Source organism: Dactylosporangium sp. NPDC005555 (assembly GCF_040605635.1).
Lineage (GTDB): Bacteria > Actinomycetota > Actinomycetes > Mycobacteriales > Micromonosporaceae > Dactylosporangium.
This window is the reverse complement of sequence record NZ_JBEXDG010000013.1, coordinates 167,681-188,333: the sequence shown is the minus strand read 5'-3', so window position 1 is coordinate 188,333 and position 20,653 is coordinate 167,681. Positions and strand designations below refer to the sequence as shown.

Below are 20,653 nucleotides of genomic sequence, written 5' to 3'. Positions count from 1 at the left end.
TCTGCCGCCACCAGCAGCGCCGGCAGCGCGACGGTGCGCGTGCGGTGACCCGGGCGGCCACATGGGCACGCACGGTGTCGGCATCCCAAGATGCCGTCTCTGCCCGGCGGGTCATGACTCGGCGGGTCACCGCCGGCATCTCGAACAGGCCGAGCTGGCCCGGGAGCGGGCCGGTCGCGGTGGGTCGCTCGGGCGGCTGGTCGCGCCACGAGCGCAGCGCGTCGTAGTCGCCGAAGAACGACCGCACCTCGTGGTCGGTCGGTTCGAACCGATTGGCATCGAAGCCGAGCCGTGCCGGTCCACCGGGCACGAGAACGAACTCGGTGCCGTCCACGGCGATCCGGGCGACCCGCAGCGCCAGCGCGTGCGAGCGCGGCCACCGCACTCCGAGCGACTCGCCGCCGACCGCCCGGCCGATCGCCCAGCTCAACAAGATCGACAGCAGCGTCGGGCTGAGCGCCACCAAGCGCGCCGAACTGCGCCCACATCCTGCTGTGCTGGCTGGCGCTGCTACTCATCCGCGTCGCCGAAACCACCACCGGCCACACCTGGGCCAAGATCCGCGCCGACGTCGAGCGGCTGCACATCGGCGTGTTCACCGCCCCCGCCGGCGCCTTCTGCCAGCGCACGGAACTGTCCCAGCCCCAGAAGGCCCTGTTCGCCAAGCTGAAGGTCGCTGAGCCGCCCCGCGTCATCGACACGACCCCGCACCCGCCTGACCAGCACGAACACCACGGCCTAGTGACACGCCATGCCACCGGTCCCACCCGCGTTTACCCAGCTCAAGGCCCAAATTCGCGGACTATGTCGAAGCGAAGCTGCGAACGCAGGCGAAGCCACAGAGGCTATTTACCGAGTGTGACCGCCGTGGTCGAGGACGAGCACGGTCGGCGGCATAGCGCGCACGTGATCTTGGATTGAAGCCCAGTTGCCACCGCCGGGGCGGTGAGGTTGGCGCACGGACGATCGGGATGGCGGGAGAGCCGGGAGATGACCTTAACGAACTGGCTGTATCTTGGCGACGAGCTTGATCTTCACCTGGTGCTCAGGGAATGCGGGCCAGGTTGTGCCGGCCTACCGCCCGACGAGCGCGTCCCCGAGTTCTCACGGACGAACGCTGATGATCGTCTTCCCCCTGCGTCGCTCGGTCGGATTGAGGGCGGCGACGGCATCGTCGAGGGTTGCGACGTTGCCGATGTTTGTCCGCAGTCGTCGGTCCCGCACCCGCTGGACGATCTCACACAGTTGGGTGCGGTCGGACTCGACAACAAAGTCGATCGCCAGGCCGTCGGCTGGCCGCGCTTCGGGCGGTCCGACGACGGTCACCAATGTTCCTCCGGCGCGAACCAGGCCCGCGGACCGATTCTGGATGTCGCCGCCAATGACATCGAACACCAGATCGACGCGGCCGACGTCTTCCAGGACGTCGTTGTCGAGGTCGACGAACTCCTGCGCGCCGAAGTCGAGCACCTTCTGATGGTCGGCAGCGCGCCCCGTACCGATGACATACGCGCCCGCCTCACGCGCGAGTTGCGTCACCATCGTTCCGACGGCGCCGGCCGCGCCGTGCGCGAGGACACTCTGCCCCGCCTGAAGGCGGCCGTGCTCGAACAGCCCTTGCCACGCGGTCAGGCCCGAGATTGGCAGGCTCGCGCCCACCGTGAAGTCGACGTCGCCCGGCAGCGGCGCGAGGTTGCGTGCCTCGACGGCCACATACTCCGCCAGGGTGCCGTCGCGATGCCAGTCCGTGAGGCCGAACACCCGCTGTCCCACCGACAGACCGGTCGTGCCGTACCCGAGAGCGGTGACCACTCCGGCCAACTCGTGCCCGGGGATCGACGGTGTTCGGTCACGGTCGACGCGATCGGTCCAGGTCGACGGCCACGCCATCTCAGTCGGGACGAACCCCGACGCATGAACCTCAACGACGACATCGTTTACCGCTGCCGGCGGCTCGGGCCGCTCCACCAACGTCATCCCGGCCGTTCCCGCAGCCTGGTCCGTCACCACGATCGCCCTCATCCGACACCTGCCTTTGCCCACTCCTCGCCTGCACGGCAATTTCGGTTCACCAGTGTTGCTGGCACCAGACCCCGGCGTGAGAACTGTCCGGACACGTAGATCGTGTCACCATGCCGCACGGCCTGTGCCGACCAGCCATGATCACGCCCGGCGTTTCACCCAGATCGCGGACCAGTCCAATCCTGACTGCCGTCTCATCGTCGCGTCGTCTCGTGTGCTGGGCGCTTTGCTCAGCCTCCCGCCCCGTGTTGGCTTGATAGGCGTTCATGTCGGCGACTGTGCTACTCATCAGGATCGTGATGCCCACGAGAAGGACCGGCGGGGAGAGATCGTCCACGGCGCGAAATATGGCATCGACATCTCGGCGGGGCGCTGCACCTGGAACCGCCCGCCGACCCGCGACAGCACAAGCAGTGACGACTCGTGCGCGGATGGGGCGCTTGGTCGCGGCGCACAGGGAAGCTGAGTCGGTTACCAAGCTGCAGGTCGAGGCGCCGGTCGCGGCCTCTTTTCTAGGCGCCGGCGCCCCCGTCGACCGGCACGATCGCGCCGGTCACCATCGCGGCCCGGTCGCTGAGCAGCCAAGCGGCCACCTCGGCGACCTCACGCGGCTCGGCCATACGGCCCAGGGGCACCGCCGCGTTGATCCGGTCCTTCACGCCGGGCGACGCCGCCTCCCACGCGTCGATCATCTCGGTGGCGGTGCCACCCGGTGTGATGCCGTTGACCCGCACCCCTTGCCGCGCCCAGGTCACGGCGGCGGTCTCGGTGAGGCTGTTCAAGGCGCGCTTCATCGCCCCGTACGCCGGCAGCTCCGGATTCGCGCGGCGGCTACCGATGCTCGACGTGTTCACGATCGCGCCGCCGCCGTGGCGGGTCATCAAAGCGAACTCGGCGTTCATCGCCGTCCAGTGCGCGCGGAAGTTCACCGCGAACTGCCGGTCGACGTCCTCGTCGCTGGTCGCGTCGAGTGGCCCGGGATGTTGGATCGCCGCGCCGTTGTTGAATGCTCCGTCGAGCCGGCCGTGCAACTCGGCCACCCGGTCGATGCCGGCGCGGATGCTCGTGCTGTCGGCGAGGTCCAGGGCGACCGCGTCGGCCACTCCGCCCTCGACGCGGATCTGCTTGACGAGGCTGTTCAGGGCGTCGAGGCCACGCGAGGCGAGCACGACCGCGGCACCCTCCTGGGCGAACAGCCGGGCCGCGGCAGCGCCGATGCCGCGGCTCGCGCCGGTGATGAACACGACCTTGCCGCTCAGCAGGCCGATCGGGGTCGAAACGATGTCATTGGTCATGCGGTCAGCCTGGCTCGGTGCCGGCCCCGCATTCAGGTACAGCCGGTACCAGAATGGCCGGGACACGGACGGGCAGACTGGGAGGCATGGACAAGCAGGAACTCGGGGCGTTCCTCCGCAGCCGCCGCGAACGGCTCCACCCGCTCGACGTGGGCCTGCCCGCCGGGCCGCGGCGGCGGACCCCGGGCCTGCGCCGCGAGGAGGTCGCGGTCCTCGCCCACATCTCCACCGAGTACTACCTGCGCCTCGAACAGGGCCGGGCGCCACGCCCGTCGGCCCAGGTCCTGGCCGCCGTCGCCGGCGCGCTGCGGCTCACCGACGCCGAGTCCGGCCACCTGCACGTGCTCGCCGGCACCGCGCCCGCCCGTAGCGGGCTGCACCACCGCGAGGTACGCCCGAGCATCCTCGCCCTGCTCGACCGGCTGCCGCAGACCGCCGCGTTCGTGACCTCCGCGATGTTCGAGGTGCTCGCCTGGAACGACCTGACGGCCGCGCTGATGGAAGACTTCGGCACGCTCAGCGTCCGCGACCGTAACCTCGCCCGCCGGGCGTTCCTCGAATCGCCGCACGACGGCATGCCGCTGTACGGGATCTCCGACGCCACCGAGTTCCGCCACCACGTCGTGCAGAAGCTGCGCGCCACCGCAGCACGCTACCCGCGTGACCCACTGGTGACCGAACTGGTCGACGACCTGCGCCAGAGCAGCCGCGAGTTCGCGCGGTTGTGGGACCGCTACGACGTGCAGGCCGCGCCGATGCTCACCAAAACCTTCCACCATCCGGTCGTCGGCGAGATCACCGTCAACTGCGACGCACTCACCCTCGACGACAGCGACCAGCACCTCGTGCTGTACAGCGCACCCCCGGGCTCACGCGATGCGCAGGCGCTGGCCCTGCTCAACGTGATCGGCGCCGACTACGCGGCCGCACGCGACCCACGCTAACCGGCGTCGCCAACTCCGTTCCGGTGACGACGACCGTATGGTCGCGCGCCCGCGCCGCGCCTACCCTCAAGATCACTTCACCCAAACGGGACAGGAACGGGATCCCAGATGGGCCCAGCGCGACGCCCATGACGGGCACCGCGCCCGATCGGCGGCAGATGAGGGCACTCAATTTGGTTCACGCAGCGTCGGGAGGTTCTGGTTGGAGGGCAGCTCCCTGGAGACCTTGAAGGTAGGACTCGTGTAGCTGTTTCGAGCAGTTCTGGTATGGCGACAATGTCGGCCGCCCGCCGCCCGCCGCCCCGCGCGTGGCGCACTGAGCCGGGCGTTGGGCGGGTATCAGTGTGTGTCTGACGGGTATGTATGTGGTGTGGTGTGGTGCAATCGGCGGCCACGGTCTGTTCTCGGCGCTGACCCAACTGTCCGGTCGCCAGCGAGGACGGTGGAGAGGTGTTCGCGTTGTTCGGGTGGTTGCCGGTTACGCTGACCCGACAACCGGCGATCATGGAGTGTGTTCGGGATGGCATTGTCAGAGCTGGCCGCGGTGGAAGCGGCGTATCAGGTGTTGCATCCGCTGGACGCTGCCGGCCGTCGGCGGGCGTTGCAGTGGCTGTCCGACGCGTTGGGCGCCGAAGGGCCGCTGCCAGAATCCGCGCCCGGGACTGCCACGTCGGCGGAGCGGACCGGCGGGGACCGTGGGCCGGAACACGCACCCGCCACCAAGTCGGCGTCGACGCGCACGTCGCGACGACGTGCCACCGCCGAGGCCACCGAGGCCACGGCGGTGCAGAGCCCGGCGGCGCAGAGCCCGGCGGGCCGCCCACGGCGGGTCCGGGCGGCCAGACAGGCCGCCGCGCCGGTGGAGACCCGGGAGCGGGCGTATCGGCGGATGCCACCCGCTGAAGAGGTGATGGCCGCCTACCAGCAGGTCGGCAGCATCAGTGGACTCGCCGAACATTTCAACGTTCCCGGACACACCGCGCAGGGCTGGGCCCGGCAACTGCGCAAGCAGGGCCACGCCATCGGCCGGGCCACCTGAACCACACCATAAAAGTCAGCAGACTCCGTCGGCTGCAGCGTCCGGGGTCCGCGAGCGCGCAGACGCTGACGGTTGATCTTCCCCGCGCACCGCAATCCAACCAGCGGCATGAGCGGATGTCCGGAGGAGCGATGCGGCGTACGAGAAACTGCGTTCGTGACCAATATAACCCAGGTCTCCTTGCGTGACCTCCGGCAGTCCCTGACGCTGCTGCTCGACGCCGTCGAACGGCAGTATGGTCAGACCGTCGACCTGAACGCGGACTACTACTGGACGATCGGCGTGTGGGACGCATTCCGCTTGGACGGCGCCGACCGACCGGAGCCCACCCTGGGCCAATTGACCGACGACATCCAGTCGATGCGAGAGGTCCTGGAGGCGGCACGGGACGAACCGGCAGCCGTCTGGCACGACCTAGCCCATGTCGTCGGCATCCTCAACCGGCTCGCCGCACTCGACCTGCCTCGCCAGGGCGGCTGCGACTCATGACACGACCGTCGACGAACGACAGTGCGCGGATCGCGGCATGAGCGCGTGCCCGCTCCAGGCCGGAACCGTGAGAACGCAACGCCTCGCTCGAATTCACTAGCGTCAGCCATTCGCACTGCGAAATTGAACCGCGCCGGCGCTGACTGAGACGCGTGATCCGAGGCTGTTCCTGTTGGTCAACACAGGAGACAAATTGGCAGCCGACGGTAGCGGTCTGTGCCATATGCCCGGATTCGCATGATCAACCGGAACTCATTATCAACAGGTCCGGGCGCTGGGCCGACCATCGCAGTACGGACCGAACGGGCCGAGGCCCGTCCGACCTGCGGAAATGGGCTGTTTCAGCTCTCGTTGATGCGCTCGGATGGGGGTCGGCGTGGCAACCGTGGCTGTCCGAGTGTGACCCCGTCCGTCAGAATGTTGGCATGACGGAAGATCCGGGAGAGCCATGGTCGTTTGCCGCAGCCCGCACGCCTGGGGTCTACGCGCTGGCACGCCGTCTCGAGGACGACCGGGTGGATCATGCGGGGACGCCCCTCAACGATCACGCACTGTGTGGCGTCACTGGTATTGCTGTGTGCCGGTCGGTGTTCGATCCGAACGTGCCCAATGTGTGTCCCGAGTGCCGAGAGGAAGCCGCGAGGACCCCGCCCGAGCCGGAACCGTCCGGCCAGGAGCGACTTCACGACATGCTGGAGCCGGCCGAGGGGCCGCTGCGGGACGAGCTGCGCCGACTGTTGCGAGGCGGGGCACGTGTCGGCCCCTGGAGAGGCGGACACGCGCAGACTCTTGCCGGAGACGTGGTGTTCGACCGGATCATCGAAGGCGCCGACGCGATACGAAAGGCGCTGGCCGCCGCAGCTTCGGTCGAACTTATATGGGCCAGGGGAGGCGGCCGGAACTTCCTGGTGGTCGTTCCCCACGGGGTCGGCTCCCCAGCTGTGGCCGTCCAGCTCCCTGACCCTGACTAACAAAGTGGGAGGTTGGTCAGTCGGGAGCCTTCCCCCACCCATGGTCACGTGCGCGCACATCGGCATGAGCGAGCGCAAGCGGTGAGTTGACCTCGCGCGGTGCATCGCCGGGCGAAGACCCGCGCTGCAGCCAGTTACGGCTGCGGGTTGTCTTCGCCGCTGCCGGCCGGCGGATCGCTGGCTCCAGTGAGGTGCGGATAGAACAGGTCGAGAGCCGCGTGCTGCCCGGGGAACATTGCGGCGAGCCGCTCCAACCGGCGCGGAAGCACGGGGACAACTACAGACGGGTTATCGGCAGCCACCGCCGGCTCGAGGCGATCCAACGCTTCGTAATATCCGCCGTCGTCGCCGGTGACCTGTCTCCAGGCTCGCAGCGGAGCGAACTGGAAGTCCTCGGTCAGCAACACGCTGATGTTGACTGCGCCCGCCGCGACCCCCTCGACCGCTGGGTGTTCGGCAAGGTTGTCGGGGTCGGTCAGGGCACGTTCGTACCATTTTCGACCGAGGCCAACGACCCCGGCGCAAAAGTCGCTGAACGAGTCGTCGCCACAGCCGTTGTGGATCAAGAATGCAGCCATGAACAGGTCGTCACGAGCAGCGTGATACTGCATGAAATCGAACTGGACCTCAAACTCTACGATCTCGGTCAGCGGTAGCCGGACCAGCTGGTCGAGCAGAGCGGCCCCAAGCCTCTCGTCGAGGTTGTTCCAGTCGGTCCCTGCCTCCGACCGCGCCGCCTCGACAATCTCCCAGCACCGCTCCGCATCCATTGCCGGATTCAAGCACGGGACATCCGCCCAACCAAGACCTTGATCCATCCGACGGCGGGGTTCCTACGCGGAGACGCGCTCACGGCGGCATGAGCGCGCAGCCGATCAAGTAGTCGCAGCAGCCACCCTACGGCGAACGGCACGCTCGTCGACCGATGACCGCAGCTTCCGCTCGTTTGGGTCAGTGCGGCGGGGAGACCAGCGCTGTTTCGTAGGCGATGATCACCAGGTGGACCCGGTCGCGGGCGTTGAGCTTGGCCAGCAGACGGGTGACGTACGACTTGGCGGTCGCGACGCTGATGCCCAGTTGTGCGGCGATCTCCTGGTTGGTCAGGCCGCTGCCGACCAGGCCGAGGACCTGTCGTTCCCGGTCGGTGATTCCGCCCAGCGAGCGGGGCTGGGTGGACTTCACAACAGGTCGTTGGACGAACTCGTTGATCAGGCGTCGGGTCACACCGGGAGCGATCAACGCGTCGCCGGACGCGACGATCCGGACCGCCGCGAGGATGTCGTGCACGGCCATGTCCTTGACCAGGAACCCGGAAGCGCCGGCGTGGAGGGCTCCATAGACGCTCTCGTCGTCGTCGAAGGTCGTCAGCACGAGCACCCGCGCGTTCGTGGGACCTTGGGTGATGCGGCGGGTCGCTTCGATGCCGTCCATGCCGGGCATGCGTAAATCCATCATCACCACGTCGGGACGCAGCCGCTCGGTCAGCCGGACGGCGTCCGCGCCGGTGCCGGCCTCACTGGCGACCTCCATGTCTTCGGCGCTGGTGATGGACGTCTGCAGGGCCGCGCGGATGAGCGGCTGATCGTCGGCGACGATCACGCGGATGGTCATCCGCGCTCCATGAGGAGGGGTAGGCGGGCCGCGACCCGGAATCCGCCCTCCGGACGTGGCCCGGCGGCGAAGTCACCGTGCAACAGTCCGACGCGTTCCTGCATGCCGATGAGGCCATGGCCGGTGCCGGTGGTGCCGTCGGAGCCGCTGCCGTCGTCGAGAACCTCGATCGCGACGCTGTCGGTCTGGTAGGTGATCGAGATCTGGCAGGACCGGGCTCCGGAGTGGCGCACCACGTTCGTGATCGCCTCTTGGACGATCCGGTACGCCGAGACGTCGACCTCCGGCGTGAGCGGACGACGCGCACCCTGCCAACGCAGATCGACCTGCACTCCGGCGGCACCGGCCACCGCTGCCAGTTGGTCGACGTCGGCGAGCCCCGGCGCCGGGCACGATGCAGCGCGGTCGGTCTCCCGCAGGGCCACCAGCATCCGTCGCAGGCCAGCGAGTGTTTCGCGACTGGCGGTCTCGATGCTGCGCATCGCCTGGCGTACCACCGCTGGCTGCGTGTCGATGACGAGATTCGCCGAGCCGGCCTGCAGGGCAACGATGCCGATGTTGTGCGCGATGATGTCGTGCAGGTCCCGCGCGATCCGCAGCCGCTCGGCATTGACTGCCTCGACCGCGGCCCGCTCCTGCAACGTCCAGGCGTGCTCACGCCGCTGGTACACCGAGCGGCCGATCAGCCAAGCGACCACCGCCGCGAACACCACCAGCAACTGCTCGGTGATCGCGACACCAAACCCTGACACGATACGGACGACGAGGTAGCCGGCGAAGAGCCCGACGGCCACGAACGCGCCCGTGACGGCGTCGTGCCGGGGCCGGGTTGCCGCCAGGAAGCCCAACGCCACGTCGAAGGCGAGAAACTGCGCCAGCGGGGCGTCGGCCGGACCGCCGACCAATGCGGCGGCGACCCCAGCCGTCAGCAGCAGCGCGAGCGCCGCCATCGGCTGCCGTCGCAGCACTGCCGCGCCGGTCAACGCCGTGACCGTCGCCGCACCTACTACCAGCCACGTCAGACCCGAACGGGGCAGCGGCGACCCCAGCGGCCCCGGTAGGCGCAACGCCATCAGGAACGTGTACGCCATAGCCGTACACCAGCTCAACGCGGTCCACGCACCCGGCGACAGCCCTCTCCACCACGACGGCTGCTGTACGGGCGACATGTCTCGGATCGTAGACGCCGGCCCGGTCGACGTCGTCCGACCACGGGTGGACACCCCCGGGTGATCCGTCGCGGCCGGACTGTAAACCGTGGCTGATATGCACGGCCCCGCGTTCCGAGCAGCATCGGTGGCGTGATTGAAGCCCTTGAGCTGACCAAACGCTACGGCCGCACCACCGCCATCCACGGCCTCACCTTCACAGTCCGCCCCGGCCACGTCACCGGGTTCCTCGGACCGAACGGTGCCGGCAAGAGCACCACGCTGCGGATGATCCTCGGACTGCACACGCCGACCAGCGGCGACGTCACCATCGACGGGCGGCGCTTCCGGGACCTGCCGCGCGGTCTGCGGCACGTCGGTGCTCTACTCGACGCCGGCGACGTGCACGGAGGGCGTACCGCCTTGGCGCAGCTGACCGCGCTCGCGCACAGCAACGCCGTACCACGCCGACGAGTCCTCGAGGTGATCGACCTGGTCGGGCTGTCCACCGTCGCGGACCGGCGCATCGGCACCTACTCCCTCGGCATGCGTCAACGGCTGGGCATCGCCACCGCCTTGCTCGGCGATCCGCCGGTACTGCTGTTCGACGAACCGCTCAACGGTCTGGACCCCGAAGGCGTGCTGTGGGTGCGGACCCTGTTCCACCAACTGGCAGCCGAAGGGCGCACCGTGTTCGTGTCCAGCCACCTGATGAGCGAGATGGAAGCCACCGCTGATCAACTCGTCGTAATCGGCCGCGGTGAGCTGATCGCTGCGCAGAGCGTGGCCGACTTCGCCGCCCGCGCCACCGGCGCCGGCGTGCGGGTGCGCAGCCCACACGCGGTGCGGCTCGCCGCGGACCTCAGCGCGGAGGGCGCGACGGTCCGTCGACAGGGCGCCGACATCCTTGAGGTCAGCGGCATGACCGCCGCACGGATCGGCGAGCTCGCCTACACGCACCGCTGCATGCTGCAGGAGCTGACCACCCGCAACGCCTCCCTCGAGGCGGCGTTCATGGAGCTCACCGCGGACAGCGTCGAGTACGCCAGCCATGACGCGTGACGCCGTAGCCGACCGCCGCAGCCCACTGGAGGCATTGATGACGAGCCTTACGACCACTTGGCACCGCGCCCGGCGGACCGCCGAACCGCGTCCCCGCTTCACCAACCTCGTCCGCGCCGAGTGGACCAAGCTGTGGTCGCTCCGCTCCACCATCTGGGTGCTGAGCGGCAGCGGTCTGGCCGTCGTCGCCGCCAACGCCAACGGCGCCTACGCCGACTACCGCAACCTCCCGCACTACGACGCCGCGGCGCAGGCCGCCTTCACCCCGGGGTGGGCCGCCTTCGACGCCTTCACCTCGCTGGCCGCGACCCTGGCAATTCTTGCAATGAGCTGTGTCGGCGCGATCAGTGTCGTCGGCGAGTACAGCTCCGGACTCATCCGCACCACCTTCACCGCGGTGCCCGCCCGGGGCGCCGTCATGGCTGCCAAGATCGTCGTCGTGACCGGTGTGACCACGGTCTTCGGTGCCCTGGTCGCCGGCATCTCGTTCTGGGTGAGCCAGGCGATCCTGTCCGGCAGGCACGCTGGCCTGTCCACCGCCGAACCCGGCGCCCTCCGGCTCGTCGTCGCCTCCGCGCTGCTGGCGCCGCTGTGCACGATCATCGGCATGGCGCTCGGCGCGCTGATCCGCACCACCGCCGCCACGATCGTCACCGCGATCCTCGTCCTGCTGGTGCTGCCCACCGCGATGAACGAGAACCGGTACTGGGGCGCCGTCCTGGCCCACACCCTGCCTCGCGTCGCGTGGGGGCGACTCACCGAAATCCAGGAGGGCGCGGGCCCATCGATCGTGTCGCCCTTCCCATGGTCGGTCGGTGGAGCCTGGACGGTCTACGCCGCCTGGGCCATAGCGTCGATCCTCATCACGATCATCAGCGTGCAGCGCCGCGACCAGTAACCGAGCCGATCCGCGGGACGACGCGCAGCGTTCAAGCCCGAACACCCACCCACCGGCCCGTGTGCGAGCGTGCATCCCCAGAGGACGCTGAGGAGTCGAGGGATGCCTTCGACAATCCAGTGAGTCCAGTGGACGCGAGATGGTCGGCACTCCTCGTCTACGACCGGGCAAGATCGGGTGCGCGCTATTCGGCATGTCCGCGCACCGACCGATGCTGATGCGCGTCACGAGGCGTGACGGACCTCTGGACTTGCGTCCGTGCGTCGATCAGGTGAGGCGCCAGTCCTGGGTTTGCTTAGCCACGCCCGGGTGGAGGCTCAGGCGGAACCGGGTGAGGTCCACGTTGCCCTTCACCTCGAAGATGATCTCGCGGCCGTTCAGCGATCTCGGAGGGAGCACGGAGGCCGGATGGAGCTGGCGGGCGTCGGTCATCGCGGTGTTGCGCGGGTGCGTCCGGCCGGTCTTGTCGACGAGCCAGGCGTACTTCTCGATATCGGTCATGAACGGGACGCCGCCGTTGTTCTCGATCAGGACGCTGACCGAGACCAGCCGGTGGCCGAGCTGGGGCGTGATCCTCGGGGCGCTCAGGTTGTTCGGGTCGATGGCTGCCGCGGGATCGGCGATACGCACCACCGTGAGCGTCATCTCCTCGCCCGAGTCGCCACGCATGATCACGCTGCTGGTGGGCGGGAGGACACCGCCGACCGGGCCCGGCGCCGGTATGGTCGGCTCCGGCGTGGTCGCTTCCGGCGCGATCGGCAGCCGGCCCAGGTCGGTTGTGGTGGCCTGTGGCAGCCAAACGGCGGATGGAGTGGCCGGCGCCCAGCTCGGGCCGTGCGAGGTGACAGCGGCCATCGAGGCGTCCGGGCCGGTGCTCGTGGAACGGGCGACGACGGTGCCGCCTACGACGAGGGCGAGTACAGCGGTGACGACCCCGGCCATCGCGGGCAGAATTTTGCGCCGTGACGCGGCGGCGGGCGCTGCCCGTTCAGGCGGTGTCGACGGTTCCGGCGCTGCTGGTGGCGCCGGAGGTACCGTCGGTGGTGGCGGTGCCGTTGCGGTCGCTACAGCGATAGCCCGCCCACGGTACGCACCCCACGCGAAGGCACCGATTGCTACCGCGGCGCCGGCAGCCGAGATCGTCATCCAGCGGGAACGCTTGGTCACGGCACTGTATCGGCACCGCACCCGCGAACATGAGGCGTGATGGTGCACAACACGTCGTGATCCACCCTGGCGGAGAGCGCGCACGACCAGCGGCTAGAAGAGTGCGGGTACGACCACGTCAGATCGTGTAGCTGAGGTCCTGGACGAGCAGCGATTCAGCGGGTATCCGTAGCCATGAGGTTCCCCGGCTGTGGGGGTCGTCGTACAGGTATCGGCGGAACCGTTCATCCCAGCGGTTCTCGTCCGGACCGAGATAGCGGACGAGTTTGCGTCGACCGCGCGGGACGTCGAACGGCAGGAGCTCACCACGTCCACGGGCGATGACCTGTCTGACGATCCCGGTGGACAGATCGCACTCATCGACGATCAAGGCCAGGTTCGGATCGGCACGGATTCGGGTGAACAGCTTCGCCCACGGGCCGGTGAGGACCCAGAACGTCTGGTCCTCCCAGAGGTACCAGACTGGTCGCACAGTCGGTCCGTTCGTCGCCACGCGAGCAACGAGGGGTCGAGCAAGGAAGGCATCGACGTCGAACGGCGTGGTAGCCATTGGTTCATCCTTCTCTCGACTGCCGGAGCGCAACGCCAGCCGCACAGGGTAGCGCTGCTGCCGACGGGGATTGTGCAACCTCAACCGAACTGGAAGTCAACCGCAGCAAGTCAGGCCTTACCGCTACGAACAGCGCGATCCCGCTCACGCTCACGTCGCGTTTGCCAACGGCAGGAGCGAGGCCACTGGAGTGACACCGGTACGCGACTTGACCTCGCCGTCCTACACCTGCCATCGTCAGTGAGGCACTTCGCGGCACCCCACAGACACCGACGAGCCGATCTACGTCGGCATCTACACCACGTACCGGCACGGCGACCGCGGCTACGTCAGCGTCGGCTTCCCGCTCCCCCAGGCCAACTTCACCGCGACCCTCGCGCCGCGGCAGCGGGAGGACGGGCTGATCCTCACCAGCTCGGCGCACGACGGGCACACCGGGCACTACCTGAGCCACATCGACGCCGACACCCGCGACCTGACGACCCTGGCGGTCAACGGGTTCGCCGAGGACCTCGACGTCTACGTGAAGGACGGCGAGCTCTGCGCGGAGCACGCGTTCTCGGTGTTCGGGCTGCCGTTCCTGACGCTGGAGTACACGATCCGCCGCAAAGCGCCGAAGTCCTGATCGACCCCGCGGCGCGTCACACGGCCTCGTCACCACCGGCCGGGTCGGCTGACAGCCCGAACGACGCCAGCGCGAGATCGAGCATCGCCTCCTGTACCGGTGGCGCGAAGGACTCCGGGTCGGCGGCAGCGAACGCCGCCGCGCCCTCGACCATGGCGATCAGGGCGACGGTGACGGTCGCCGGGTCCCCCACCGGCCCAGCGGCCTCGACGAGCCGGCCGACCCTGGCCCGCCAGGCCCGGCTGTTGACCCGGTGCACGGCGGTGAGCTCCTCGTCGGCGACCGCCGCGGCGAGGAACCCGAGCCACACGGTGCTCTCCGCGACCGTCTGCGGGTCGAGGGCGAGCCCCTGGTGCAGCACCGCTCGCAGCGCCGCCCGCGGCGCCGGGGCGGCGGCTTCGAGAGCCTCGACCCGGGCCCTGGTCGTCTCGTGCAGCAGCTGCCGGGCGTGCCGCAGCAGCGCCCGCCGGTTGGGGAAACGGTGCATGACGAGGCCGGTCGTGCAGCCCGCGGCGGCGGCGACGGCTCTGATCGTCAGCCGCTCCAGGCCCTGCCGCGCGAGGACGTCCCAGACCGCCGCGGAGAGCCGCTCCTCATGTGTGCCGCTCGCCGCGCCCCGGCCGGTGGCCCGCTGTTCCGAACCGTCATGTGTGCCCCTCGCTGTGCCCCGGCCGGTGGCCCGCTGTTCCGAACCGTCATGTGGCACGCGTCGCGTCCTCCCCAGTTCCGTAACAACTGTTACGGTACCATCCGTGACGGACTGGATCATCGAGGAACGCGGCTGGGACGACCCGGACGGCGCCGCCCTGCGCGCCGCGCAGCGGGCCGAGCTGGACGGCCGGTACGGCAACGACAACCACGAGCCGGGTGCCGCGCCCTCGGCGACGGACATCGACCTGTTCCTGGTGGCTTCGGCGGCGATGCCGGTCGGCTGCGGTGCGCTGCGCCGCCTCGACGCCACTTCGGCGGAGGTCAAGCGCATGTACGTGGTGCCGCCGGCGCGCGGGACCGGGGTGGCGGCCGCGATCCTGCGTGCCCTGGAGGACGCCGCCGCCGACCGGGGATGGACGACGCTGCGCCTGGAGACCGGCACCGAGCAGCCGGACGCGCAGCGCTTCTACGAACGCGAGGGCTACCACCGCATCCCGCTCTTCGGCGTCTACGCGGGCTCCACGCTCTCGGTCTGCTACGAGCGCACCCTGCGCTGAAGGAGATCCCCCAGCGCAGGGTGCGGACGATCAGGCGGTGACGATCGAGCCGTCGGGCTTGCGGGTGCAGGTGACGGTGCGGGCGGACCCGGACGCGGCACCGGCGAGGCACTTGCCGAGCACGGTGTGGCCGGCGGCGCTGGGGTGCCACGACTCCTGGCAGGTCTGGAAGTACGACACGCAGGTGTTCGCGATCCGCTGGATGGCGATCTTGTCCTTGCCGGACAGGCTGGTCACGAACACGCCGGACGCGCCGTCCTGCAGGCGGATCGGGGTGGCGAGGGCGTTGGCGGGGCTGCCGGCCTTCTCGCACAGCCGGGCGCCGTCGAACGCGTGCTGGACGTTGAGGTACACCAGGTCGTCGGCGGGGAACTCGGCGGCCAGGGTGTTGCGGGTCGTGCTCACGATCGAGCCGAGGCCCTGGGAGAAGCTGTGGCCGGGGGCGAGGCTGGCCCGGTGGATCGGGCAGCCGGCCGCGTACCGCTCGGCGCCGAGCTCGCGGAACTTGTCCCGGTCGTCCTGCCGGCCGTCCTCCTCCCAGTAGCTCTGCTCGAGGTCGAACGGCAGCGGGTTCGTGTAGTCCTGGAAGACCACCCGGTGCTGCCCGTCGGCGTCGATCTGGTCGAGGGTGGCGATGATCTGCCGGGCGGCGGCGATCGTCTCCGCCGTCGCGGCCTGGACCTGCGCGGCGGTGGCGAGGTCGGCGGCGGTGCACGGCTCCTGCTCGACCGGGCCGTTGAGGTAGGCCCAGAACTCCCACCAGCCGGTCCACGCGTCGGCGATGAAGCGGTTCGCGCACTTCTCGGCGACGTCGCCGAACGTGAACGAGCTGTTGTTGGAGCCGAGACCGATCAGCACCAGGTCGATGTCGTGGGTCTGCGCGACGGCGCGGAGCTGGTCGAGCTGCGAGGCGACCGAGCGGCCCTTGTCGCGGGCGCCGGACGGGTTGGCGATGTCCGTGGGACGGCCGCCGGAGCAGGCGAGGTTGAAGCGGGCCTGGATGCCGGGCAGCGTCGCCTGGTTGAGCGACGCGTTGGCGGAGCGGTGACAGAAGAACGCGTTGGTGTTGGGTGCCGACCAGCCGGGGAACGGCTGCGCGACCCCGTTGACGTCGACGACCGGCTGGTAGCTGCCGGCGCCTTCCCCACTGATGAAGCTGTCGCCGAGAGCGACGGCGGCGGTCGGCAGGGCGGCGGCTGCGGGCACCCCTGGCACGACCGCCGCGCTGGTGGCGGCCAGCACGCCGGCCACCGCCAGGGCAGTGCGACGGAGAACGGACACGAGGTCTCCTTCGAATATGAAAAATCCTCTGGGTCGGGATCAGATCATGACGTCCGTACATGCGTCAATGTTTCGATGTCATTTCCCGATAAAACAGGTCGGATTAGTCATGAAGTCGGCCTCCAGGACGGCGGCGAGGGCGATCAGGAGATCATCGCGGCCATGGCCGGCAACGGGTCGCACACCGATCGGCAGGCCGGTGCCCGTGCGGCAGGCTGATCGCGGGCCGGCCGCTGCGGTTGGACCCAGCGGTGAACGGCCCGTAGTCGAAGATCGCCCGCAGCCGGCCGTCGAGGGTGTACCCGTCGTCGTCGCAGTCCAGGACGCCGTGCGGCGCGGGCGGCCGCGCGATCGTTGGCGTGCCGAGGATGCCGGTCGTCGCCATGAACCGGCGACGACGGCGGGTCACCCGGTTCCGCGCGGCGGACGCCCGCACCAGGCCGGCGCGGGCCGGTGCGCAGCGGCTCGGTGGAGAAGCTCAGCCCGGGCCCGCGCATGCTGCGCGGGTCACCGTGAACATGAAGCAGCCGTAGGCGATGTTGCGGGAGTCGGCCCGTACCACCGCCGCGTCCGCGAACACGTCGGCCAGGACCCCTTCAGGGTCGGTGCCGTCGTGCACCCGGGTCGCGGGATGGATCCGGCCGCGCGCGTCGTAGGCCCGCAGCACCTGCGGCCTGCCGCGCCAGCCCTCCGGATAGCCGGCCCCGGCGGGCCCGTCGCATGGCGCGGCGTGCGCGAAGACGGCGCCGATCTCGCGGTACGGGCTCGCGGCGGGCAGCACCGGCTCGAACCCGAACAGGATCAGCCGCTCGCCCTCGGTCGCGTCCCGCAGGCAGCAGCGCAGCGGCTCACCGCCCTGCGCGGTCGTCGCCTCGACGGGGTTGCCGGACACGTCGGTGCCCTTGCCCCGCACCGATTCCAGGTGGCCGGGGTCGATCGCGTGCATCGTGAACATACCCCGATCCTGGCCTGTGCCGGCTTGCGTGGCTGGCGGGAATCGGCCCTCTCGCTCGCCGTGCGGACCGGCACCGGCGCACTTACCGTGGAACGGGTGGAGCGTGTACCCCTGGACGAGAACGCCGCCGCGCGGCAACGCCTGACCACCCTCATCGACTCTCTCGGCGACGACGACCTCGCGAAGCCGGTCACCCCCAGCTGGACCGTCGCCACCGTCCTCGCGCAGCTCGCGTTCTGGGACCGCTGGGCACAGACCCTCGTGAAACGCTGGCGCTCGGGCGAGCTGCCCCCGCCCACCGTGCCCCCGTGGTACGACGACGCCCTCAACCACACCCTCCTGCCCACGTGGCAGGCGCTCCCGGGCCGGGAGGCGGCCAGGATCGCGGCCGACGCGGCCGAAGCCGCCGACCGCGAGATCGAGAAGGCCGAGACCCCGGTCGTCGCGGGCATCGTCGCCTCCCACCAGTCCAACCTCCTGGACCGTGCCACCCCCCGCAACGACGCCCTGGACCGCATCGCCCACGCCCTGCGCTGACGCCGGAGGCGGCGGGGACGGTGCAGCCGACGGCGTCACGGGCGGCCGTGAAAACGGCGAAGGGCGCCGCCCCTGGCAACAGGAGCGGCGCCCTTCGAGACAGGGACCTACAGGCCCGGGCGCGGGGTGTCGCCGCGCCGCTGGCCGGACTCGCCGCCGCGCTCCTCGACGTACTCCTTGAAGCGCTTCGTGTCGGCCTTCACCTGGAGGTTGTCGGCGCCGACGGCGGCACCGGCCTTCTCCACGACGCCCTCGGGCTGCCAGTCGAGCTGGACGGTGACGCGGGTGTCCTGGTCGCCGAGGCGGCGGAAGGTGACGACACCGGCGTGCTTGGTCTCGCCGCCGACGCTCTTCCAGGCGATCCGCTCGTCAGGGTGCTGCTCGGTGATCTCGGCGTCGAACTCGCGCCGGACGCCGCCGACCTTCGTCACCCAGTGGGTGCGCCGGTCGTCGACCTGCCGGATGGACTCGACGCCGCTCATGAACTGCGGGAACGACTCGAACTGCGTCCACTGGTCGTATGCGGTGCGCACCGGCACGTGCACGTCGATGGTCTCGGTCACGCCACTCATGCGTTCCTCCGAACTCTCGATTCGCATGTTCCCCTGTCTCCTGCCCGCCGGGCATCGGGGCAAACGGGATCAGGCCTGCTGTTGCGTGGGTCTCACCAGCAGCTCGTTGACCGCGACGTGCCGGGGACGGGTGACGATGAAGGTGATGGTGTCGGCGATGTCGTCCGCCTCGAGGCGTTCCATGTCGGCGAAGCGCTGCTTGATCGTCTCCAGGATCTCGGGCCGGTTGTGGCCCGCCAGTTCCGTCGAGACGGCGCCGGGCTCGACCAGGGACACCCGGACATACCTGCCGGTGACCTCCTGCCGCAGGGCCTCACTGAAGGCGCCGACGGCGTGCTTGGTGGCGTTGTAGACGCCGCTGCCGTTGCGGGCGACGCGGCCGGCGACGGAGCTGACGTTGACCATGTCGGCGACCTTGCGCGGACCGTCGGCGGCCGCGGCGAGCAGGTGCGGGAGCGCGGCGTGTGCGCAGTACAGCAGGCCCATGACGTTGACGGAGACCATCGTGCGCCACTCGTCGACGGGCGCGCCGGCCACGGGCCCGAGGAGCATGACCCCGGCGTTGTTCACGAGGGTGTCGAGACGGCCGAGTTCGTCCACCGTCCGCTGTACCGCGGCGACGGCTGCGGACTGGTCGGTGACGTCGGCCTCCACGACGAGCGCGACACCGCCGTCGGCGCGGATGCGGTCGGCGAGCGTGCCGAGCCGGTCGGCGCGGCGGGCGGCGAGCGCGACGGCGGCGCCGCGGGAGGCGAGCGACAGTGCGGCCGCCTCACCGATCCCGCTGGAGGCGCCGGTGACGAGCGCGACGGTGCCTGACAGAGATCCCATACAAGGGAAATTACCCCGCGAGATCGCGCCTGATCTCCTCGAGGACCTTCTGGGTCTCCGTCGGCGGGCGGGCCTCGACGCAGAGCCGCTCCATGGCCTCGGCGTAGAGGTCGACGTCGTCGCGCTTGTCGAGGTAGAGGGCGCTGGTGAGCTGCTCGATGTACACGACGTCGGGCAGGTCCTGGTCGGGGAAGCGCAGGATGGTGAAGGCGCCACCGGCCGCCGCGTGCCCGCCCGCGTTGAACGGGATGACCTGCAGCCGCACGTTGGGCAGCGTGTTGGCCTCCAGCAACGCGTCGACCTGGCCGCGCATGATGTCGATGCCGCCGATGGGGCGGCGCAGCGCGGCCTCGTCGACGACGACCCACAGCTTCGGCGCGTCGGGGCGGGTGAGGACCTGCTGGCGGGCCATCCGCAGCTCGACCCGGCGGTCGATCTCGTCGGCCTTGGCCCGGCCGTGGCCGAGCAGGACGACCGCGCGGGCGTATTCCTTGGTCTGCAGCAGCCCGGGGACGAACTGGACCTCATACGTGCGGATGAGCGCGGCGGCGGCCTCGAGGCCGAGGTAGGACTGGAACCAGTTGGGCAGCACGTCGCCGAAGCGGTGCCACCAGCCGGGGTTGTTGGCGTCGCGGGCCAGGGCGAGCAGCCGGGTGCGCTCCTCGTCGTCGTCGAGGCCGTAGAGGGTGAGCAGGTCGGCGACGTCGCGCTCCTTGAAGCCGACGCGCCCGAGCTCCATGCGGCTGATCTTCGACTCCGACGAGCGGATCTCCCAGCCCGCGTCCTCACGGGTCACGCCCTGTGCCTCGCGGAGGCGGCGCAGATGGGCACCCAGCAGCATCCGGAGGACCGTGGGGCCTCCGGCGGAGCCGCCTTCAGGGATTCCGGTCGTCACCTACTGCCTCCGAGTTCTGCCCATGACTCCTGGCCGAGCCGGAGTAAGCATGCCATGACCCGACAGTAAGCGGGAGTGGGCTCGCGTCGATCCGGCGGTATCTCCACAAGCCCACGTCCTCAGCGGTCGTGGTCCAGCAGGTTGTCGAAGTCGCCGTCGCGGGCGCCGGCGATGAAGGCGGCGATCTCGTCGTAGGTGTAGATGAGCGCGGGCCCCTGAGGGTCGCGCGAGTTGCGCATCGCGAATCCGGTCCCGCCGGGCAGTGGGGCCAGTTCGACGCAGTTACCACTGGGGTTGCTGCGGCGGCTCTTCTGCCAGGGCACACCCGGCAGTTCGCCGGCCGGCATCCCGTTGTACGTCTGCTCCATGGACATCTCTCTGCAACATGTAGTTGAAAGTTTGCCGAGAATCGGCGTCTGCACGTGCATCGGCTCTTGCGTATGCAGCCGATAACGCGCATGCTAGCGCATGTGCGAATGTGCGGGGACGCTCACAATTTGTGACCGGAACCGGACTTTCGCTCCCAAATGATCGGGTGGCTTCCCCAGCTACG

Annotated in this window: 24 protein-coding genes; 8 read left to right on the top strand and 16 right to left on the bottom strand. The window is 69.6% G+C overall.

The genetic code is table 11. The features are described from left to right. Positions 1–510: 510 nt before the first annotated feature. The 3 genes from ABZS58_RS17820 to ABZS58_RS17810 form a co-directional block, all read right to left on the bottom strand. Positions 511–735 carry a hypothetical protein gene (locus tag ABZS58_RS17820; RefSeq protein WP_354782629.1) on the bottom strand — a complete coding sequence of 75 codons (225 nt, stop codon included), beginning with the start codon at positions 733–735 and terminating at the stop codon, positions 511–513. A gap of 369 nt (positions 736–1,104) precedes the next feature. After that, positions 1,105–2,022 (bottom strand): NADP-dependent oxidoreductase, encoded by a 918-nt coding sequence (locus tag ABZS58_RS17815; RefSeq protein WP_354782627.1) that lies wholly within the window; start codon positions 2,020–2,022, stop codon positions 1,105–1,107. 512 nt (positions 2,023–2,534) lie between these two features. Beyond that, positions 2,535–3,317, bottom strand: coding sequence for an SDR family oxidoreductase (locus ABZS58_RS17810; RefSeq protein ID WP_354782625.1), 783 nt, complete (start codon positions 3,315–3,317; stop codon positions 2,535–2,537). 86 nt (positions 3,318–3,403) lie between these two features. Between ABZS58_RS17810 and ABZS58_RS17805 the strand changes: the two genes are divergently transcribed. From ABZS58_RS17805 to ABZS58_RS17790, 4 genes are all read left to right on the top strand, one after another. Beyond that, a complete protein-coding gene (locus tag ABZS58_RS17805) occupies positions 3,404–4,261 on the top strand; it encodes a helix-turn-helix transcriptional regulator (RefSeq protein ID WP_354782623.1) in 858 nt (285 codons plus the stop codon). A 520-nt stretch (positions 4,262–4,781) separates the two neighbouring features. Continuing rightward, complete coding sequence (locus ABZS58_RS17800) at positions 4,782–5,300, top strand: hypothetical protein (RefSeq protein ID WP_354782621.1); 519 nt, start codon at positions 4,782–4,784, stop codon at positions 5,298–5,300. Between the two features lie 156 nt (positions 5,301–5,456). Then, the gene (locus tag ABZS58_RS17795; protein ID WP_354782619.1) at positions 5,457–5,789 is read left to right on the top strand and encodes a hypothetical protein; all 333 of its coding nucleotides are present in this window, start codon (positions 5,457–5,459) and stop codon (positions 5,787–5,789) included. Positions 5,790–6,214: 425 nt separating this feature from the next. Then, positions 6,215–6,760 (top strand): hypothetical protein, encoded by a 546-nt coding sequence (locus tag ABZS58_RS17790; protein WP_354782617.1) that lies wholly within the window; start codon positions 6,215–6,217, stop codon positions 6,758–6,760. Between the two features lie 134 nt (positions 6,761–6,894). Here ABZS58_RS17790 and ABZS58_RS17785 read toward each other — a convergent pair whose 3' ends face one another. The 3 genes from ABZS58_RS17785 to ABZS58_RS17775 form a co-directional block, all read right to left on the bottom strand. Next, complete coding sequence (locus ABZS58_RS17785) at positions 6,895–7,530, bottom strand: DUF4240 domain-containing protein (RefSeq protein ID WP_354782615.1); 636 nt, start codon at positions 7,528–7,530, stop codon at positions 6,895–6,897. Between the two features lie 181 nt (positions 7,531–7,711). After that, the gene (locus ABZS58_RS17780) at positions 7,712–8,371 is read right to left on the bottom strand and encodes a response regulator transcription factor (RefSeq protein WP_354782613.1); all 660 of its coding nucleotides are present in this window, start codon (positions 8,369–8,371) and stop codon (positions 7,712–7,714) included. Continuing rightward, on the bottom strand, positions 8,368–9,462 hold the full coding sequence (locus tag ABZS58_RS17775; RefSeq protein WP_354782611.1) for a histidine kinase: 1,095 nt from the start codon (positions 9,460–9,462) through the stop codon (positions 8,368–8,370). Before ABZS58_RS17775 ends, ABZS58_RS17780 begins: the two co-directional genes overlap by 4 nt. A gap of 210 nt (positions 9,463–9,672) precedes the next feature. Here ABZS58_RS17775 and ABZS58_RS17770 point away from each other — a divergent pair, with 210 nt between their 5' ends. After that, positions 9,673–10,581, top strand: coding sequence for an ATP-binding cassette domain-containing protein (locus ABZS58_RS17770; RefSeq protein WP_354782609.1), 909 nt, complete (start codon positions 9,673–9,675; stop codon positions 10,579–10,581). A gap of 37 nt (positions 10,582–10,618) precedes the next feature. Next, on the top strand, positions 10,619–11,479 hold the full coding sequence (locus ABZS58_RS17765) for an ABC transporter permease (protein ID WP_354782607.1): 861 nt from the start codon (positions 10,619–10,621) through the stop codon (positions 11,477–11,479). A gap of 267 nt (positions 11,480–11,746) precedes the next feature. On the opposite strand, the gene ABZS58_RS17760 is transcribed toward ABZS58_RS17765, so the two are convergent. The 3 genes from ABZS58_RS17760 to ABZS58_RS17750 form a co-directional block, all read right to left on the bottom strand. Further along, positions 11,747–12,421, bottom strand: coding sequence for a hypothetical protein (locus ABZS58_RS17760; protein WP_354782605.1), 675 nt, complete (start codon positions 12,419–12,421; stop codon positions 11,747–11,749). 343 nt (positions 12,422–12,764) lie between these two features. Continuing rightward, the gene (locus tag ABZS58_RS17755; RefSeq protein ID WP_354782603.1) at positions 12,765–13,196 is read right to left on the bottom strand and encodes a pyridoxamine 5'-phosphate oxidase family protein; all 432 of its coding nucleotides are present in this window, start codon (positions 13,194–13,196) and stop codon (positions 12,765–12,767) included. 641 nt (positions 13,197–13,837) lie between these two features. Continuing rightward, positions 13,838–14,527 (bottom strand): TetR/AcrR family transcriptional regulator, encoded by a 690-nt coding sequence (locus ABZS58_RS17750; RefSeq protein ID WP_354782601.1) that lies wholly within the window; start codon positions 14,525–14,527, stop codon positions 13,838–13,840. Positions 14,528–14,573: 46 nt separating this feature from the next. Between ABZS58_RS17750 and ABZS58_RS17745 the strand changes: the two genes are divergently transcribed. Continuing rightward, a complete protein-coding gene (locus tag ABZS58_RS17745; protein WP_354782599.1) occupies positions 14,574–15,029 on the top strand; it encodes a GNAT family N-acetyltransferase in 456 nt (151 codons plus the stop codon). A 30-nt stretch (positions 15,030–15,059) separates the two neighbouring features. On the opposite strand, the gene ABZS58_RS17740 is transcribed toward ABZS58_RS17745, so the two are convergent. The 3 genes from ABZS58_RS17740 to ABZS58_RS17730 form a co-directional block, all read right to left on the bottom strand. Beyond that, positions 15,060–16,310: a hypothetical protein gene (locus ABZS58_RS17740; protein WP_354782597.1), complete on the bottom strand. Its 1,251-nt coding sequence runs from the start codon at positions 16,308–16,310 to the stop codon at positions 15,060–15,062. Positions 16,311–16,461: 151 nt separating this feature from the next. After that, entirely contained in the window at positions 16,462–16,719 is a 258-nt protein-coding gene (locus ABZS58_RS17735; protein WP_354782595.1) for a hypothetical protein, read from the bottom strand. A 69-nt stretch (positions 16,720–16,788) separates the two neighbouring features. Further along, a complete protein-coding gene (locus ABZS58_RS17730; RefSeq protein ID WP_354782594.1) occupies positions 16,789–17,265 on the bottom strand; it encodes a DUF1203 domain-containing protein in 477 nt (158 codons plus the stop codon). A gap of 96 nt (positions 17,266–17,361) precedes the next feature. Here ABZS58_RS17730 and ABZS58_RS17725 point away from each other — a divergent pair, with 96 nt between their 5' ends. Further along, positions 17,362–17,802: a maleylpyruvate isomerase N-terminal domain-containing protein gene (locus tag ABZS58_RS17725; protein ID WP_354782592.1), complete on the top strand. Its 441-nt coding sequence runs from the start codon at positions 17,362–17,364 to the stop codon at positions 17,800–17,802. Between the two features lie 107 nt (positions 17,803–17,909). Here the strand turns inward: ABZS58_RS17725 and ABZS58_RS17720 are convergent, their stop codons facing one another. The 4 genes from ABZS58_RS17720 to ABZS58_RS17705 all read right to left on the bottom strand — a co-directional run bounded on the left by ABZS58_RS17720 (position 17,910) and on the right by ABZS58_RS17705 (position 20,468). After that, complete coding sequence (locus ABZS58_RS17720; protein WP_354782590.1) at positions 17,910–18,374, bottom strand: SRPBCC family protein; 465 nt, start codon at positions 18,372–18,374, stop codon at positions 17,910–17,912. Positions 18,375–18,443: 69 nt separating this feature from the next. Next, entirely contained in the window at positions 18,444–19,205 is a 762-nt protein-coding gene (locus ABZS58_RS17715) for an SDR family NAD(P)-dependent oxidoreductase (RefSeq protein ID WP_354782588.1), read from the bottom strand. Between the two features lie 10 nt (positions 19,206–19,215). After that, a complete protein-coding gene (locus tag ABZS58_RS17710) occupies positions 19,216–20,046 on the bottom strand; it encodes a helix-turn-helix transcriptional regulator (RefSeq protein WP_354782586.1) in 831 nt (276 codons plus the stop codon). Between the two features lie 173 nt (positions 20,047–20,219). After that, positions 20,220–20,468, bottom strand: a complete 249-nt coding sequence (locus ABZS58_RS17705) for a DUF397 domain-containing protein (RefSeq protein WP_354782584.1) — start codon at positions 20,466–20,468, stop codon at positions 20,220–20,222. Positions 20,469–20,653: the final 185 nt, after the last annotated feature.

Bases quoted from the DNA above. Each gene is read 5' to 3' on its own strand.
- ABZS58_RS17800 (WP_354782621.1), top strand. From the start codon at position 4,782: ATGGCATTGTCAGAGCTGGCCGCGGTGGAAGCGGCGTATCAGGTGTTG.
- ABZS58_RS17755 (WP_354782603.1), bottom strand. From the start codon at position 13,196: ATGGCTACCACGCCGTTCGACGTCGATGCCTTCCTTGCTCGACCCCTC.
- ABZS58_RS17765 (WP_354782607.1), top strand. From the start codon at position 10,619: ATGACGAGCCTTACGACCACTTGGCACCGCGCCCGGCGGACCGCCGAA.
- ABZS58_RS17775 (WP_354782611.1), bottom strand. From the start codon at position 9,462: ATGGCGTACACGTTCCTGATGGCGTTGCGCCTACCGGGGCCGCTGGGG.
- ABZS58_RS17780 (WP_354782613.1), bottom strand. From the start codon at position 8,371: ATGACCATCCGCGTGATCGTCGCCGACGATCAGCCGCTCATCCGCGCG.
- ABZS58_RS17720 (WP_354782590.1), bottom strand. From the start codon at position 18,374: ATGAGTGGCGTGACCGAGACCATCGACGTGCACGTGCCGGTGCGCACC.
- ABZS58_RS17730 (WP_354782594.1), bottom strand. From the start codon at position 17,265: ATGTTCACGATGCACGCGATCGACCCCGGCCACCTGGAATCGGTGCGG.
- ABZS58_RS17790 (WP_354782617.1), top strand. From the start codon at position 6,215: ATGACGGAAGATCCGGGAGAGCCATGGTCGTTTGCCGCAGCCCGCACG.
- ABZS58_RS17705 (WP_354782584.1), bottom strand. From the start codon at position 20,468: ATGGAGCAGACGTACAACGGGATGCCGGCCGGCGAACTGCCGGGTGTG.
- ABZS58_RS17815 (WP_354782627.1), bottom strand. From the start codon at position 2,022: ATGAGGGCGATCGTGGTGACGGACCAGGCTGCGGGAACGGCCGGGATG.
- ABZS58_RS17805 (WP_354782623.1), top strand. From the start codon at position 3,404: ATGGACAAGCAGGAACTCGGGGCGTTCCTCCGCAGCCGCCGCGAACGG.
- ABZS58_RS17715 (WP_354782588.1), bottom strand. From the start codon at position 19,205: ATGGGATCTCTGTCAGGCACCGTCGCGCTCGTCACCGGCGCCTCCAGC.
- ABZS58_RS17760 (WP_354782605.1), bottom strand. From the start codon at position 12,421: ATGGCCGGGGTCGTCACCGCTGTACTCGCCCTCGTCGTAGGCGGCACC.
- ABZS58_RS17785 (WP_354782615.1), bottom strand. From the start codon at position 7,530: ATGGATGCGGAGCGGTGCTGGGAGATTGTCGAGGCGGCGCGGTCGGAG.
- ABZS58_RS17710 (WP_354782586.1), bottom strand. From the start codon at position 20,046: ATGCTGCTGGGTGCCCATCTGCGCCGCCTCCGCGAGGCACAGGGCGTG.
- ABZS58_RS17810 (WP_354782625.1), bottom strand. From the start codon at position 3,317: ATGACCAATGACATCGTTTCGACCCCGATCGGCCTGCTGAGCGGCAAG.